5 protein-coding genes are annotated in these 17,763 nt (G+C 59.7%); 1 reads left to right on the plus strand and 4 read right to left on the minus strand.

The genetic code is table 11. From position 1 onward, the window contains the following. Positions 1-46: 46 nt before the first annotated feature. The 4 genes from ACNAZS_RS18885 to ACNAZS_RS18900 all read right to left on the minus strand — a co-directional run bounded on the left by ACNAZS_RS18885 (position 47) and on the right by ACNAZS_RS18900 (position 16,848). A complete protein-coding gene (locus ACNAZS_RS18885; RefSeq protein WP_415792040.1) occupies positions 47-3,700 on the minus strand; it encodes a beta-ketoacyl synthase N-terminal-like domain-containing protein in 3,654 nt (1,217 codons plus the stop codon). 6 nt (positions 3,701-3,706) lie between these two features. Then, positions 3,707-5,485: an aminotransferase class III-fold pyridoxal phosphate-dependent enzyme gene (locus tag ACNAZS_RS18890; RefSeq protein ID WP_415792041.1), complete on the minus strand. Its 1,779-nt coding sequence runs from the start codon at positions 5,483-5,485 to the stop codon at positions 3,707-3,709. Positions 5,486-5,496: 11 nt separating this feature from the next. Continuing rightward, complete coding sequence (locus tag ACNAZS_RS18895; protein WP_415792042.1) at positions 5,497-15,993, minus strand: SDR family NAD(P)-dependent oxidoreductase; 10,497 nt, start codon at positions 15,991-15,993, stop codon at positions 5,497-5,499. A gap of 348 nt (positions 15,994-16,341) precedes the next feature. Continuing rightward, on the minus strand, positions 16,342-16,848 hold the full coding sequence (locus tag ACNAZS_RS18900) for a UpxY family transcription antiterminator (RefSeq protein WP_415792043.1): 507 nt from the start codon (positions 16,846-16,848) through the stop codon (positions 16,342-16,344). Between the two features lie 434 nt (positions 16,849-17,282). Here ACNAZS_RS18900 and ACNAZS_RS18905 point away from each other — a divergent pair, with 434 nt between their 5' ends. Beyond that, positions 17,283-17,744, plus strand: coding sequence for a methyltransferase family protein (locus ACNAZS_RS18905; RefSeq protein ID WP_415792044.1), 462 nt, complete (start codon positions 17,283-17,285; stop codon positions 17,742-17,744). The last annotated feature ends 19 nt before the right edge of the window (positions 17,745-17,763 follow it).

Consider the following 17,763-nt stretch of genomic DNA (forward strand, 5'->3'; position numbering starts at 1 on the left):
CCGGCCCACCCTAGGCCCGGTCGTGGCTCAGTAGCGTGAGCCGGTCCTATGCGACGGCTGCCGTGCGATCCTTGCCTTTGCGCGAGGATTTGGCGAGGATGGGATTCAGATGCCGTGCCACCACACCGATGGGATCTTTTTCCAAGAGGTTGAAGTGGTCCGCGGCGATTTCGCACACCTGCAACCGGGCGGAAATCAAGGCATTCCAGCCATAATCGTCCGGCACATCACCAAAACCCTGATTGGCGCGATACAGGACAACCTCCACTTCGCCGGACAAGGGCACCGGCTCGTAACTGCGACACGCGACTTCACTGGCGGTGGCCACCTCAAATGTCGCGACAAACTGCCGCTTGGGAAGATCCAGCCCCAATCCGACGGCATAGTCGTACAAGTACTCGGCCCGACCCTCCAGCGGCACGGCCTGCAAGGTCGCCACGTCCATGCTGGAAGTCGCACCCAACGAAGCGATGAAGTGATTGAACACCGCAATCGTCATCGATTCCATTGGTTCCCTACTCAGCAATGGCGGGGCCAGCGAATCGAGCAGCACCAGCTTCTCCACGGTTTCGCCGGCAGCCATCAACTGCCTGGCCATATCGAACGCGACGATACCGCCGTTGGAATAGCCCAACAGGCGATAAGGCCCCGACGGATGGGCCGTACGCAGGATCTGGACGTTCAGGCCGGCCATTTCCTCAACCGACGTCAGCGGCGCCGCACCATCCAGCCCTACGGGGTCAAAGCAATAAAACGGCTGGCGAGTTCCCAGCGCATGGCTGATCTGTTGCAGCGACAGCGCATTGCCGCCGGCACCCGGCACCGCAAACAGCGGCGTCCGGTCACCCTTGAGCTGCAACCCGATGAGTATCTCGGCCGGAGACGCCACCGTTGTGGCCGGCAGTGCGCTCGCCGCGGCCCGCACATGGGCGGGATCCGGCTCGTCGGCGCTCACCAGCATGGCGTCCATCATGTCGGCGTGGGTGCGCGCCAGATACGTCGCCAACGAGCTGATGTCGGGATTCTGGAAAATCACGCTAGGCGAAAGATTCGTCTGCAGCATCTGATCGACCTTGATGATCATCTCGGCGATGCCGATTGAACTCATGCCCAGCTCGATAAAGTCGATGTCCAGCGACACATCATCTATCGGTTGATGCAGCCGAAGGGCGATCTCCTGGCGCAGGAACAACGTCATCTTCTCTTCACCGCTCAGTCCGCTTTCATCGGTCTGCACGTCGGCCTGCTCAGAAGGAAAGTAGAAATACCACTGCGTGGGCACGGCGGAAGACAGCTCGGTGGCCATGTCGGGTTCCGCGGCGGCCGGTGCCTGGTGCACCACCCTTTTTACGTCGCTTTCGAGGGTAGCGGCCATCTCGATATCCACCCAGTGCCGGATGCGCGCAAAGGGATACGTCGGCAAGTTGACGCGCCGACGGGCCGGCCGCGACCAGATCGTCGCCCATGGAACGTCCACGCCATTCACCCACAATTGCGCCATCTGCGCCCACTGCCCTGATTGCTGGCTGTGCGTCAGCTGCATGCGTACCATGTCCGGCGTAATCAGCCCGGCCAGAGGGTTGCGCGCGGCCGCGTCCAGCCTGCCATCGTAGATGCCCTTGCGTTCCAGGCCGAGTCCGTCCTTGATGCCAGCCTTCATCACCTGCCTGAGCTTGTCCAGCAGCTCGGTGCGCGACGTTGCCACCACAGCCAAACGTTGTGCCAGGGGCTCTCTGCCGGTCTGGGCCGTATAGATCAGGTCGTCGAAGGCATCTGTCACCGTTTCGTCGGCTAGGTATTCAATGTATTTGCCAACATAAACGCCCAGTCTGGCGGCGTTCTTCGCCGATAACACGAACAACTGACGCTCGCCCGTAGATGCGCCCGGGCTGGATAACGCCGCCATGTGCTCTTCAAGCAGAATGTGGAGGTTGGTGCCGCTATCGGCAAACGAATTGACACCGGCGCGGATCGGGCGGTCCTGCTCGCCACGGATCTCGTCGAACGCGATCTCGGTGTCGGCAATGTACAGTGGGTGCGACGCCTGATGCACGTCCAGAAAGGTATTGACCTTCTTCACGGATATCGTCGCGGGGAAACGCTTGTGATGCAGCGCCAACGCCAGCTTGATGACATTGGCCACGCCGCTGACGGGCTCGGTGTTGCCGATGTTGCCCTTGACGCTGCCCAGCGCCACATGCTTTTTGCCGGCCGAACTACCTGCGAAGGCAGCCTTGACGCCTTCATACTCGAACGAGTCCGCCCACTTGCTGGCGTAGCCATCCACCTCGACGTAATCGATGCTCTCGAGATCGACCTTGGCGCGCTCATAGCAATCCCGCAGCGCGGCCGTAATCGCTTCGTGCTTCACCTCGGAAATATTGCGCGCGGCGCCACGATGGTTCTCGTGTACCGCCCGGATCACGGCATAAATGCGGTCGCCATCGCGTTCGGCATCGGCCAGGCGCTTGAGGACCACCAGGCCCACACCCTCGCCACGCGTGAATCCCTTGGCATCATCGTCGAACACGCCACTGGTGCCATCCGGCGAAAGAATGCCGTACTGCGACGCGGCGACGTAGTCTCCGGCGAACAGGTTGAGCGATGCGCCGCCGGCGATCGCCACGTCGCTTTCCCCATTCAACAACGAGGAATAGGCCTGGTTGATGGCGACAGCGGACGACGCGCAATTGACGTTGTACGACTCGCTCGGCCCACACAGATCAAAAGTGTGCGATATGCGATTGGCCAGGTAATAGGAGGGACTGGACGAACTGAACAGCGGCCCTTTAGTGAAGTCCTGGTTGTTCAATCGGCGCAGATGGTGCTCGTATTCACCATACTCGTAGCCGATAAAGACACCCGTGCGAGAGCCAGACAGGCTTTTCATGTTGATGCCGGCGTCTTCGACCGCGTGATAGGCCTCTTCCAGTAACAGGCGTAGTTGGGGATCGATGGAAGCCGCCTCTTCGGCAGGAATGCCGAAGAACTCCGCGTCGAAGCAATCCACCTGATCAAGGAGCGCGCCCCATTTTGACACCGTCTTGCCCGGCGCGACTTCCTCGGCGTAATAGTCCTCCCAGTTCCAGCGCGCCTGGGGGATTTCCCGCACGCTATTCCTGCGTGCCAGCAAATTGGCCCAATACTGCGTCGGATTCTCCGCGTCAGGCAGGCGGCAGCCCAGGCCGACGATGGCAACCCGGGACTTCTTCGTCTCGACGGGATTTTCGCCCAGCCCGTAGTGCCTCATCAGCTCACCGCTATGCTGAGACACCAGCGCGTTCGCCAGTTCCTCTACCGAAGCAAAGCGACGGCCCGATAGATCGATGCCGTAACGCTGCCTGACGTACTCCATGACATGTGGCGGTAGCCCTTGGGTGCTCTGCTCTGACGTCAACACTGGCGTGGCCGCCGTCGCAGCCGCCGTGGGTGCGGCGGATGCACTGAGTTTTTCTTCCAGCAGGCTCTCTATCAAACTCGACAGATCGCGCACAGTCTCGACATCCGAAAATTGCGTGGGGGACAGGGTGACGTCGAATTCCTTCTCGACGTTCTCCATCAACTCCATCACGATCAGCGAATTAATGCCGAAGGTCTCCATGTTGGCGTCGATATCGATCTCTTCGGCCGGCACCTTCAAGGTCGACTCGATCACTCGCAAGATCTCGCTCAGGACATCGATTTCAGCGGTCTTAACCATTTTGGATCACCCTTGCGTGTTGACGCTGCGCAGATCCGCCAGCACCATTTCCATCAAACGGTGAAGCGGGAATTCAGTATCGGAACCACCGGAGATCGACTTCTCGCCGGACGCTGCTGCGCCGGAAATCCGTATCGCGGCGTACTTTTCGGCTGTCGCGGTGCTGGCCTTTTCCGTCATCTCGCTTTCGACAAAAAAGCCATGCTCAAGCAGGGTATCGACACTGCGCCTGAAGCCGTCGACTACCCCGCGAGCGTCCTCATCGGTATGCGCCAGATTAAGAAAATTGTTACCCGACAACGACGTCTCGACGCCGTTTGTCTTCAGCAAAATCATCAGCAGTTCGCGCACGATCCCGTAGGGATCGTGTCCCAGCGACACGCGGAACAGCGAAGTGAAGTATTCAATGCTCAAAGGCACTCGCTTGTCATGACAATAGGCGTTGATGTCGTCACACATCGCCTTGGTCCGGCGATTCAACTGGCCTATCGGGCAAGCGCATGTCAGAGGACTGCATTCGTCGGCAATGCATAGACGCTGCATCTCCTGCATCACCGCCAGGCTGGCCGACACTTTCAGCGAATTCTGCGTATGGGTGCCCGCCATGACCGCCCGTCGCAGGCTGGGCATAGAGGCGTCATCCAGCTCCCACACCCCGCCATCGATATAGTCCATGTACTTCGACAATCCCGCAATGATGCCCGTCGGCATACCGCCGCCAGCCACCTTGCCGTACGTGGCAAGATCGGGCTTGACCTGATAGAAAGCCTCGGCCCCCTTCCGGCCGGCACGAAAGCCGGTGATCATTTCGTCGAAGATCAGGACGATACCCTTCTCCAGCGTCAACGTGCGCAAGGCCTTGACGAACTCATGCGGCTGGCGCGACGGGAAGCGGGACTGAATGGGCTCGGTCAGTACGCAGGCGATGTCGGCTGCGTTTTTTTCGATCAGGGACAAATGGTCCATATCGCCGTAATCGACGATGATCAGTTGATCGGCAAACTCCTGCAGCATGCCCAGGCCGGCCGACAAGGTCGAACCGTCGCGGCCACGCATGGCCAGCACAGTATCGGACAGCCCATGATATGAGCCATCGAAAATCACCACTTTCTTTCTTCCCGTCGCCGCGCGCGCCATGCGCACCGCCCACATCACGGCTTCGGTGCCGCTTTGCGTGTACACCATGCGCTCGTGTCCGGTCAGTTCGCAAAATAGTCTGGCGGCCTCGAACAAGTCCTCGCTATAGCCCACCAAGGGGTAGCCTTGGCCCAGACGCGTCTTCAGGGCTTGCGTGATGAATCCTGCCTGGTGACCAAAGAAGTTGACGCCCTGGTCACCCGTAATGTCCACATATTTATTGCCATCGACATCGTAGAGATAAGCGCCCTCGGCCTTCTCGTAGGTAAGCTGGTATTGCATGGGCTTGAGCGCCCGCTTCAGCCCCGCCACCTTGCGCTGATCGACAAAGTACGCCTGGTGCATCAACGCATTGCGCTTGGACGTCGCCGTGCGCTCGACGAACAGTTCGATCAGTGTCTCGATGAACTGCTTGTTCTGTTCGCTCAGCTCGCCCTCGTGCACCGGCTTGCGCGTCACGGCCAAACGCTTCGGGTGCGCGTCAGGCGGTGCGTCTGCCTCAACGTCGGTGTTCAGTGTCGCCTTGAGCGTAGCTACCACGCGGCTACGCTCGTCCGGAGCCAGCAGATTGACGCGTTGCAACGCGTCCTGCTTGTCGATCTGTTTTCCGAGTATGTGTCCCAACACATCGTCAGCCGAAGTATCCATGTCTTCTCCCTTTACAGGATCTCTTCCAGAGGTTTCCTGAACTCGTCATTCGCCACATTGTCGGCATCAGGTCTTACAGGCGTGTCCGCACGGGACCGATAGACCGCGTCCAGCAGTTGTGAAATTTCCTCATGCTCGACCGGCGCGACCGAGCGGGCGTGGGGGTTCTCGATAGCCACCGACCGCAGCTTGCTGCAAATCGACCCTGCGCTGTCCATGACATCAATATCGACATGGATGACTTCGTCGGAAGGTTTGCTACCCGGTGCATAGCGCAGCCATGCGGTCAGGTCGCCCTGGCATGGCACCAGCATCTCGAGCCGGGCCATGTTTTTCGGCGCAGAGATGAGTTCCGTGTCCGGCTTCATGTCGTGGGCCAACCATTGCGCACCGCCCAGTACCGCATCGAGCAATGCGGGATGCAGGCCGTAGGCCTCGCGATCCTGCTCAAGGATCGTCGGCAAAGCCAACTCCAGCAACGCCTCGCGATGGCCATGAAAGACCCTTCGCACCACTGATAGCGCCGCATCGTCGCCTTGTCGCAGCGCAGCCCTGAACCTCGCCAATGCGGGAGCATCTAGCTCGCCTGCACGCATCAGCGCACGTATATGTGCCGGATCGAGGCGTACCTGTTCGGCCCGCGGTTCGTAGGCGGCAATGCCAGATCCATGCAGACAACGCGATACCTGCCCCGAGGCCCCTTGTTCGTCGCTGTGGATTTCGTACAAAACCTGGCCATTGCCACGCTCAAACAGATCCAGAACCACTTGCTGACTGCCGGTCCCCGACGCCGGCGACGCCCAGTGGACATTGCGCAGCACCATGACGGCGGTGAGATCGGCAGCGGTCTTGGCATGAACAAACGCGGCACGCGCCATTTCCAGCTGGACCGCGGCCGGCATGCGGCGCGAGTCGGAGAACAAGGCGAACTCCCGACCCGTGAAAACCGAGCGGTAATACTGGCGATGCATCGTCGAATCGTTCGCGTGTAGCAACGGATGCAATGCGGCGGCTTGCGTGCGCTCCTTTGCAACGTCTCGCTTGCGCGGTGTAATCCAGTGCCGTTCGCGGGCGAACGGATATGTCGGCAGGCTCAGACGGCGCGGCCTGGCCGTGGTGTGCAATGCAGCCCAGTCAATCGTCGCGCCCTTGACCCAGGCGCGGGCCAAGCGTGCATAATCGCGCGACGCAATCCAACCGGCGATGTCTTTGGCGCTATCCGCGTCCACCGTCGCGACGCTGGTCAGGCCGCGTTCATTGCGACGATAGCGGCTCACTTGTGCATGGTGAAAGTTATCAGGCAGTTCCGCGCCATCGGCAACGGCGACAAGCCCCGTCACCAATTGCTCGACGGAATCGACCACCGCCCCCAACCGCTCTTGCATCGCGTCCCGCCCAATCTGCGTGGTGTATGCCACGTCCGCCAGGCTCTCGGGATGCCGGCTCAGATACTCTGCCAGGTTCCGCGCATAAGTCTTGAGGCAAGCGTCGTTGCGCGCGGACAGCACAACCAGTTGTGGTCCGCTGACAGACCGTGGCTGCGCTGGCGCAGCCGGCACATATTCTTCCAACACGATGTGCGCATTCGCACCACCCCAGCCGAAAGCGCTGACACCCGCTCGGCGCGGCAGGGGCACGCCATCCGCGGCCAAGACGGCATCCCAAATCCTGGTTTGACTGGCGATATAAAACGGCGTGCCCGCCAGATCGATATAGGGATTGGGTGTCTCGAAGTGCAGCGACGCGGGGATCTGCTTGTGCTTGATCGACAGCAACACCTTGAGCAGCCCAGCGATGCCGGCGGCGGGCTCCAAGTGGCCAATGTTGGTCTTGACCGAACTCAGACCGCAATGCGGAGCCGTCGGCGCCGGTCTGTTCCAACGCTGGTACAAATCACCAAATGCCGACTTCAAGGCCTGGATCTCGATCGGATCGCCCAGGCCGGTGCCCGTGCCATGGCATTCGATGTACCCCACCGTGGCCGGATCGACGTCCGCCTTTTCGTAGGCCTCCACCAACAGCTCGGCCTGCGCCTTGGGGTTGGGCGCGGTCAGCATGGTGACGCGACCGCCATGATTTTCCGCCGTACCCCGGATGACAGCATAGATAGGGTTGCCATCGCGTTCGGCCTGCGCCAGCGGCTTGAGGAACACCGCCCCCGAGCCCTCCCCGCGCACATAGCCGTTGGCGTCCTTGTCAAAGGTCTTGCACTTGCCGTCCACGCTCAGCATGCCCGCCGAGCTCAACGAAATATGTCCCACCGGCGTCAGCATGACCTGCACCCCGCCGACGATGGCCATATCGCTACTGCCGGTATGGATGGACTCCACCGCCCGGTGCAGCGCAATCAACGAACTCGAGCAGGCGGTGTCGATGGGCGCGCTGGGACCACGCAGATTGAGCAAGAAGGACACCCGGTTGGCCAGGATAGAATGCGAGTTGCCCGACGCCGAGAAGCCGTCCAGCGCGGCGTCGCTCGCATCCAGGACATCCACGTAATCGCTGGCCGATACGCCGACGAACAAGCCGGTTCTGCTGCCGGCCAGGTCGGACACCTTCTGACCCGAATCCTCGATTGCGCTCCATACCGTCTGCAGGAAGATGCGCTGCTGCGGATCCATCATTTCAGCTTCGCGCGGCGTGATGCCGAAGAACAACGGATCGAACTTGTCGACCTCGTTCATGAACCCGCCCCAGCGCGAATTCGACTTGTTCACCTCTTTCACCGGATTACCGTCGTATTCTTCCCAGATCCAGCGGTCGCGCGGAATTTCCGTCACCAGGTTGCGCGCGTTCTTGAGCGACTCCCAGAACACCTCGAGATTCTCGGCCTGAGGCATGACGCCACCGATGCCGACGATTGCGATCGGCATATCGGCAAAGCGGCGGGTACGCGAGACCCCATCACCGGATGCCGCCACGGCGCCGCGAGCGGCAAGGACACCGGCGCCGTCGCTCTTGTCGATCGGCAAGTGGCCGCCCGAGAATGCACCGCTATCCGAGGACAGCGCCTGCGGCGCTGCCTGTGTCGGCGCTGCGAAACCGCTCGTGGCGTGACGCCGGTTGACCTCCTGATAATGCTTGTCGACCAGGGCGCCGGCGATTGTCCGCACCGAGGGGAACTCGAAGAACATCGTGGGGTTGACATCCAGACCGTAGCGCTCGTTGATGGCATTGGCAAAATCCATCAGACCCATGGAGTCAAAGCCCAAGTCGGTCAAGACACCATCGACTGAAAAATCGGTGGGATCGAGCTTCAACAGTTCGATCACCGACGCCGACAATGCCTTGGTGACCGCGCCCGTCAGATCTGGCGACGACGTATCGGCCGCCGGGGACGGCGCGGATATCTCATCGACCGCCAGCCCCCAGGCGCGCTCTATGCGCCCCTGGATGACATCAAGGACCGCCAGTTGTGGCGCCTCCGCCAGCAAGCCCTGGGTGAACGCCGCCAGACCGAATTCGGTGCTCAACGGCCGGATCCCCAACTGCCGACGGAAAAAGGCCTCGGTTGCCGCATCCAGCGTCATACCGCCTTCGGCCCACAACGACCAGTTCAGACTCAGCGTCTTGCCGTAGCGTTCACCCCGGGTGCGGCGCTGCTCGCGTTCGAACGCAAACGCGTCCATGTAGTGATTGGCAAATGCATAATCGACCTGGCCGATATTGCCGAATGCCGCCAGCGATGAAAACAGCGCAAAGAAATCCAGCGGCTCGTCGCGCGTTAGCTCGTCAAGATGGAATGCGCCAAACACCTTGGGCCCGCACACCTCGTCCAGATCCTGGAGCGATTTCTTGACCAGCAGGGAGTCGCGCAGCACACCGGCGCTGTGCACAATGCCATTCAGACTGCCAAAGCGGCTGTGAATCTGCTGTAACAGGGTTTCGACATCATCACGCCGGGCCACATCGGCAGAGATATAAACCACCTCCGCACCCAGATCGCGCAACGTGTCAAGATCCCGCTGGCGTTCCTCATTCAGGCTCGACCTGCCGGTCAGCACCAGGCGGGCCTGACAGGCTTGCGCAAGATACTGGCCAAAAACCAGACCCAGTCCACCCGCCCCGCCGGTAATCAGGTAGACGCCGTGATGCTTGAGCGCCATCTCGGGGGTGGCCACGGCCGGCATGGCCATCAGCAGTTCGGCGGGGCGCACGGCTTTGCGCGAGCGCGTATAGCGAGCGCCACCCACGTAGCGGACCACGTTCTGATGCTGGGCATCGGCGTGCAACTCGGCAAGGACACGGTCTGCAGGTTGGATGGCCGTATCTTCGACACTGCCCGATCTCTGGATCTCCAGTACCTTGCAATCGAGCTGCGGTGCCTCCAGCCGCAGACTACTCGCGAATCCGGCCATCGCCGCGTTGTGCGGTTGCGACGCACCCAGGTCGGTGAAGTAGACATACAGCAACTGCAACTTCTTCCACAGCCGACGCGCTTGGAACAAGGCCTGGCACAGCACAAAGAAAGCCTGGACGCCGCGCTTCATTCCCGCCGCCAACGCCCGGGCGTCTTCCGGCACGATGGATTCTGTCCAGGCGTAGCAGAGTTTGGCCAGCGCGACACGGTCGGATTCCAGCGCGCGGAACAGCCGCTCGTAATCGTCGCGATTCAGAGGATTGACGACATAGGTATCGGCACCCAACTCGGCGAAACCGTCTCCAGGCATGACCAACACGACTTTGCGGTTTCTGGCCCGGCAAGCATCGCGCAACGTCGTGTCGACATCGAACAGCACTAGCGTTTCGACATCGCCATTCATTTCTAGCGGCGGCGATATCTCCCATGTCGGCACGTAGTACAGCCGCTCGAACGTTTCCTCGCCATCAGCCGCCAACGGCTGGGCGATCACCGACTGAGGCACCGCCGTGCGAGGCGGTTCGGCACGAGCGCCCGACAGCGCCACTCCAACCGATTCATGTATGCGTGCCAGGACCTTACCGCTTTCGTCAACGATGGCAACGTTCTCGCGCGACATGCCGCTTGCGGAGGCATCGCCCTGTGCCTTGGTGACATAGCTGTAGCAGACCGGCGTCAAGGGGTGAAGAATCTCCACTTCACCAATGGAGTACGGGATCTTCATCACGCCCGATGCGTCGCCCAGTTGTCCGACCACGCCTGCCTGCATGGACGCATCGAGAATGCAGGGATGCAACACGAACTGACCGAAGCTTTGCATACTGGCTTGGGGCAGCTCAAGTCGCCCGAGAATCTCATCGCCATGGATGTGCACGGACTGCAGCAATTGAAAGCTCGGGCCATACTCCAGCCCGGCTGAACGGAACGACGCATAGGCGTCGCTGCCGGTTATCGTCCTGGTCGCCTTTGCACGTATCGCTTCGATATCGATGACTTGCGGAACGGTTGACGCACTGGCGTCGTCATTCGCATAGACCAGCCGACCCTGTGCAAAAAGCGTGCGCTTGCCGTCGCCCGTCAGACTGAAGACTTCGAACAAGGCCGAGTCGGCGCCGGGCTTGAGCTCGATCACCACATCGGTCGCCGCATCGCCTTCCACCGCCAGCGGATTGACCCAGATAATGTTTCTGACACGATCGATCTTCCGGCCAGCGGCCAGCTCGCCGGCCTTGCGCGCCATATCCAGATATGACGTTCCCGACAGGGTGGGCCGGCCGGCCACCACGTGATCCCGCAGCAGCATTTCCTGCGCGTGGAAACGCTTTTTGAACAGTTGGCGCTGAAAGGTCGACTCGTTGCTGTCCAGCATTGGATGCAACGCTGCCGCCGCCATCGCCATCCTGGGCGCCGAAGCGGCAGGTCGGGCGGGTCCGCTGTCGATCCAATGGCGCTTGTCGGCAAATGGGTAGGTCGGTAGCGACGTTCGTCTGCCTTGCTGCGAAAACCCCGGGCAATCAGCCAGCAGACCGTCTATCCAGAGTTGGGCCAGCCGATGCGGCTCACGCGTTTGTGCCAACATGTCGACAAACTGCTGCCTTTCCTTGCGGCTCAGCATCTTGAGGATGCTTTCCGAATTACCGGCACGTCCGCTCAGGACATCGGTATCCGCCCGCCCCGCAACAAAAGCCGCGAGCTTGTCGCTCAACTCGCGCCAGGAGCCAGCAATAATGGCAGTCCGGTATTCGAACGATTTCCGGCCATTCTGCAATGTATAGGCAATATCGTCGAGCCTGTGTTCGACACTATCCCTTGCCAGATGGTCGTGCAGGCGTCGTGCCACATCGCGTAACTGATCCTCGGTGCGCGCCGACAGCGGAAAGACGTAGCCGCCCTTCGGCACGACTTCGGCATGCCGGGGCACGACATAATGTTCGAGCACGATGTGGGCGTTGGCACCGCCGGCGCCGAATGAACTCACCCCGGCGCGGCGGGGTACCGCTTGTCCATCGACAGTGCGCTCAGGCCACGGCGCAAGCTCTTTCTGCACATAGAACGGTGACGGATCGAAGTCGATGTGCGGATTTGCCGGCGTCGCGTGCAGCGAAGGCACGATCTGCTGGTGCCGCATCTGCAACAGCACTTTGCTGACGCTCACCACGCCGGCAGCCGCCTCCAGGTGGCCTATGTTGGACTTCACGGAACCGATCGCGCAGCTTTGCGCAGGGGCACCATCCCTCTCAAAGGCGCTGGCCAGGCCGGCAATCTCAATAGGATCGCCCAGTTCGGTACCCGTGCCGTGGGCCTCGATATATCCGATGCTGCGCGCATCCACCTGCGCGCGTTGCAACGCCAGCGAGATCAATTCTGCCTGGGCCTTGGGGTTCGGCACGGTGTAGCCGCTGGTGCGCCCGCCATGGTTCGCCGTGGCACTGCGTATCACGCCATAAACGTGGTCGCCTTCCGCCAACGCCCGCTCCAGCGGCTTGATCAAGATGGCACCCACGCCTTCACCGGCGACATAACCGTTGGCGCCGTCGCCGAAACTGCGGCACACGCCATCGAGCGACAGCGCGCCGCCAGCCCAGTTGATATCGAACTTGTGTTGATGCAGATCCAGGTTCACCCCGCCCACGATGGCGCTCGAGCAATCGCCGCGCGATATCGCCTCGCAAGCCAGGTACAACGCCGTCAAGCTGGACGAACAGGCGGTATCGACCGTCAGGCTGGGACCCGTCAGGTTCATCCAGTACGAGACTCGGTTGGCGATGCTCCAGAGAAAGGAGTTTGGATTGACATGATTACCGGCGAGTTTTTCTTCCACGCCCACGATCTGGTACATCGTCCACACAGCGCCCACGAACACGCCCACGTCGCGACTGCCCTGCCCGCCGCCAACGATTTCCGGGTAATAGCCCGCATCTTCCAGGGTTTCCCACGCCACCTCCAGGAAGAGGCGCTCCTGCGGATCGAGGGCCTCCGCTTCACGAGGCGAAATATTGAAGAACAGGGAATCAAACTTGTCGATGCCATCAATGAACCCGCCGCGATAACGTCGGGTGGATACATGATTGGCTCGGCGAGCCATGCGTTCGTCGGATATCTCCGTTATGCAGTCACGTCCGTTGCGCAGGTTGTCCCAAAAATCAACCAGATTATTGGCACGAGGATAGCGGCCCGCCATCCCAACGACGGCGATCACGGTGTCCGCAGTCCGCGGACTGACTACGCTCCGTGCCTGCGGCTGCGGCGACGTCTGTTGCGAGACGGCATGCGCCGGCGCCACCCGCGCCAACGGCGCTGCGCCGAGATCCGTCTGATCACGGTTCACTACCGTGCCTTCTATGTGTGTCGCCAGGCTGGCGTTGTGATATTTCACCAACACATACTCGGCATTGATATTGCCGACGGCCGCGTTCGCCGAGCCGGGTAACGCCAGTTCCGGAATATCCGACATGTCCTGGAACAGGCGCACCAATCGGCGGGCAATCTCATCCGCCTGCTCAGGCTTCAGACCGACTGGGATGGCCACGCGCACCAGCCCATTCAGAGGCGTCCTCTTTTGCATACCCACGCTGTGGGCGCCCACGCGTATTCCCGTCCTGAGATATACCCAGGCGACGAACGCCGCGACCGGGTGTGCGAAACCCGCGAACTCGGCAATTCTCTTGACGTCAATCAGCACGCAATGGCCGCCCGCCGGATGAACCACGGGAATCTGTTGCGACGCAAGCGCCTGCCACACGGTCTGCACCGCCGCGCCACGTCGCTGTATGAAGGTTTCCAGACGCTTGCGTTGGCCGAATGCGACGGCGATCAGCTTCTTGTCCAGCGCGCTCAATCCCCCACCATCATTCTGCAGGACAGATTGCAAACGGTGCATCAGGGCATCGTCATTGGTGCATACAATGCCGCCCTTGGCGACACCAAAATTTTTCGCCAGGCTGCCAACGACCACATCGGCATACGAGAGCAGGTCTCGCGCCACATCCCATATATTCCTGCCGGCGTGAGCCGCGTCGCGCGTCAGCAGTAGCGCGTTGTCCAGCACGCGAGTTGCATCCACCACCAGCGGAATATGACGGGGGCCCAGCAGCGCCTTTACCTGCGCCAGATGCTCTGCCCTAACGCCATGCCCACCACTGGCGTTATCGGCCAACTCGACACATACATACGCAATCTCGCCGGCGCGGCGCTCCACCTGTTCCTGCAGATCCTGCCACGACAATCCCCCCTTGTACACCTCGGAAGACGACAGATCGAACACCGACGGATCAGGAATCTCGACAGGCGTGAAACCCTGGTCGACCTGATGGAACAATCCGGTGGGAAACAGCAGGTTCTGCAGGACGATGCCCTTGCTTGGCCAAGCCTTGCACAACAAATACTCGGCCGTGCGCCCGGCGTCGGTCAGCACGAAATGCTTGAACGGAAACATCTCTCGCAACGCGTTGCCCAGGCTCGCGGGTTGTTGTAGTTGCGAACGCAGAAACCGCCCGTGGCTGGCAACATACGGGGTATCCAGCTGAGCCCAGGAATCCGTCTTCAGATCGAACTCAACGTGCTGAGACGGTAAATTCAGCGGATTGAATCCATAGTCTGCCAGCATGGCCGCACGCACACCCGCCTCACCCTCGATCAAACCCGCCATTGGTGCCGGTGACGGATTCGGGACGGCGGGGTGGCTGCCCTTGCCACCCATCACCTCGGCCACGTTGAAATCCTCGATCTCCGCGGCTTGCGCTTTCCCCGGATCGGCAATCATCATGATGATGTCGACAATATTGTCCGCATTGCCGCAATCGGCAGGGCGGCAAATATATATGGTCCGGTTCTCGGGACGAAACTTGTTCTTGAACTGCAGATTGCTTTCGTCGTTGAAAATATTCTGTCGATGCAGTTCGTCCAGAATGCGATCCAATTCCGGATCGGCAGTCTCCGACTTCGTCAGTCGGCAGCCATAGGTGCCGCCCAGGCTGAACAGGTCGCAGCCTTCGGTGGCCAGCAATCGAACAATGTTGACGATGGCATATTCCAGCCCGCCCTGCGGCATATCCGGCGGGTAGAACTCCAGATCCATCAAATAGCCATTGAGCTCCCCGCACAAGCCGGTAATCAAAATGACGTTTTGCAGTACGTCATCCAGATACGTCAGAAAAATCCTGTGCTGATCGTGCAGCGTCCCGGCCAGGATCTCTTTTTTCACGATATGAATCAGCGGATTCACCATCGTTTTGGTTTCGCACCAGCGCTCCATGACGCTGGCGATATCCTGGTCGATCGACTGGTCTGTACCGCAGCGGTACTCCACCGTCCTGCACGTACCCGCTTTTTCGAATTTGGAAACCTGATAGCGCAGCCGCCGCATCGCGCCGCCTTCCAGCGAGAACGACGGGACATCGCGCACTCGCTGCAAAGCGCCGAAAGGCGTTGAAGAATAGGCGACGCCGTCTATCTCCCCCAACTCCCGGTCGATGAAAATGCTCAATTGCAGCTTGCGCTCGTTGCAATAGCGATGCATCTCCGCAGCAATCTCGGAAAAATAGTCTTCCGGTCCCGTATAGGCATAGACCAGCACCACGTCCTTGCCACGGCTGTAATTGAAGTAACCCTTGCGTGAGCTGCCGATGAACAGATTGGGCGCAATGTTGCGCGTACCGCGCGACACGCCGCCCTCGTTCTTGTAACGCTCGTACAACGCCTGGATGTCGGCCTGCAGCGATGGATACCGCGCAAGATCCGTCTCCAGCATACGTATGGGGAGGACCGTAGTGGGGCTGGTGGTCTTAGAGCTGGCTGTCTTGGGGCTGGCAGTCGTGAGACCAGCTGTCTTCATCGGACGGGCGGCACTCGTATCGCGTACTGCACCGTTGGCACCGGCATGCTTGGCCTGCAGTGTCTGCGCATGCTTATCGACAAAATACTGCGCCAACGCATCAACGTTGAAATTCTCGAACAGCAAGGTCTTGGGCAAGGTCCCAAAATCCACTTCCATGGCTTTCACCACCTTCAGCACATGGAATGAGTCGATACCCAATTCGCCAAATGGCGCAGACGAATCGAAATCCGTGCCCAGGTCGGGAGAAACCTCGGCAATCAGGGACTTTAAATACGACTCAGCGTATTCGAGCAGCATTTCGTGATTGAGCATGTTGTTCCGGACGCTGCGACGCATCCATATCCATCATCGGACATACCAACGAACCCGGGCAGACCGAGGCAACTAGCCAGGGCGCTTCGGATAACGAAAAGGTATCGGGACAAAAAGAGGAAACTCGAGAGGTGCAGTGTTCGCCGTCATCGTATTGATTGACGGGTCATTGACCACGGTGCCCATTTGCTCAGCCCCCCGGTTCTCACAAACAAACCAGGAGTGGCGCTTCATCATTCACTGGACAAAAGCTCCGCCGTGTGACGTCCCATCCGGGAGCCACAAACAGCCTGTTGCACTACATGTACTCAGGCGGCCTCACCGCCTTCAGCCTGCCATTGATGCGGCTTAAAGCGCCGCTATCAGATCCCTATCCACTTCTACACGCACGCTGCGGTTGATCAACTCTACGTTGAGCACCAGCAGATGTTGTTGCTTTATCTGGACCAACTCACCTTCGATTCCCGCAAGTGGCCCGTCTATGACGCGCACACGCTGGCCTTCCACCAACCCATCGTCAACCGACACACTAGAACAACGATTGACCAACACACGCACAGCCTCGAGATCTTGCTCCGGGATTGTTGCAGGAGTGCTATTGGATGAAAGAATCAACCCGCATGACCCCCTGATGTAGCGCATGCCTTCGTACTGATCGTCACGCGGACGGACAAACACGTACCCAGGGAAAAGCGGTAGTTCAACCTCTCTCTTGCGCCCTTGGCGTTGCCGCATCAATCTCTGCGTGGGAAGGTACGAAGTAATTTGCTTCAGTTGCAAAGCGCGTTCCACCACGCCTTCATGTCGGCTCTTCGTGCGCAACACCAGCCACGAGCTGGAACAGAACTCGCTCATTTCTGAAACGCTCCATCATTACCGGAAACAAACAAAAACGTCGACCAAAGCACATCGAGTTTTAAAGGGAGCGATCTTACGAGTTCATCGTGACAGATAAAAAACAACTTCGAAAAAGTTCCCGCCAGTATCAATAAAAATACAGGCGATGTCAGCCGCAATCAATTTATCTTATTGATCTTATTATTAAAAATAACCATGTGAATAATTCATGACTGACGAAATTTAGATCTGTGGTGATGTCTCAGCGCAAGCCAACCTGAGACGCTTCTCAACGAATCGACGGCGCATTAATTTAGCAACCTCAATCGCTCACAATAACCATCTCAGGTCTGGGAAAACCGCTATCTATACGACCACGTGTTGGCAAGCAGACGGCAATAGCATCCCAGACACCGGCATGACCCATTTTTCTACCCATCCCGGAGCCACCCATGAAGTCGCTCGAAATGCTTATTTACCCACCCTTTGTCATGCTCGGGGCAGGCGCGCTCATGAGGCTGTTGGCTGCCCTCTTTCCCACACTGACAGTGGCGGCTATCAGCAACTCGACCGTGGCCATCATCATCGGCCTGATTGGGCTGGCCGCCGGCGCTGCAGGGGCTATCGCCCTGAGCCGCGCGAGAACCACCGCCGACCCGAAGAACCCGGGCGGAGCATCCGCGCTGGTTGCCGCGGGTGTTTATCAGTACACCCGCAACCCCATGTATCTGGGCGGGCTTATCGTACTGATAGGCTGGGCGGTCTACCTGGCGAACATATCTTCATTATTGGGCATCGCCGCCTTCATCGTTTACATGAACCGCTATCAGATCGAGCCCGAAGAACGTTTTCTTAAACAAAACTTTGGCGCCGACTACGAAGCCTACTGCGCCAAGGTCCGCAGATGGATCTAATTGCGCGATGCGCTCGCGA

Origin of the sequence: Bordetella tumulicola (assembly GCF_965138755.1) — a bacterium.
Lineage (GTDB): Bacteria > Pseudomonadota > Gammaproteobacteria > Burkholderiales > Burkholderiaceae_B > Bordetella_A > Bordetella_A tumulicola.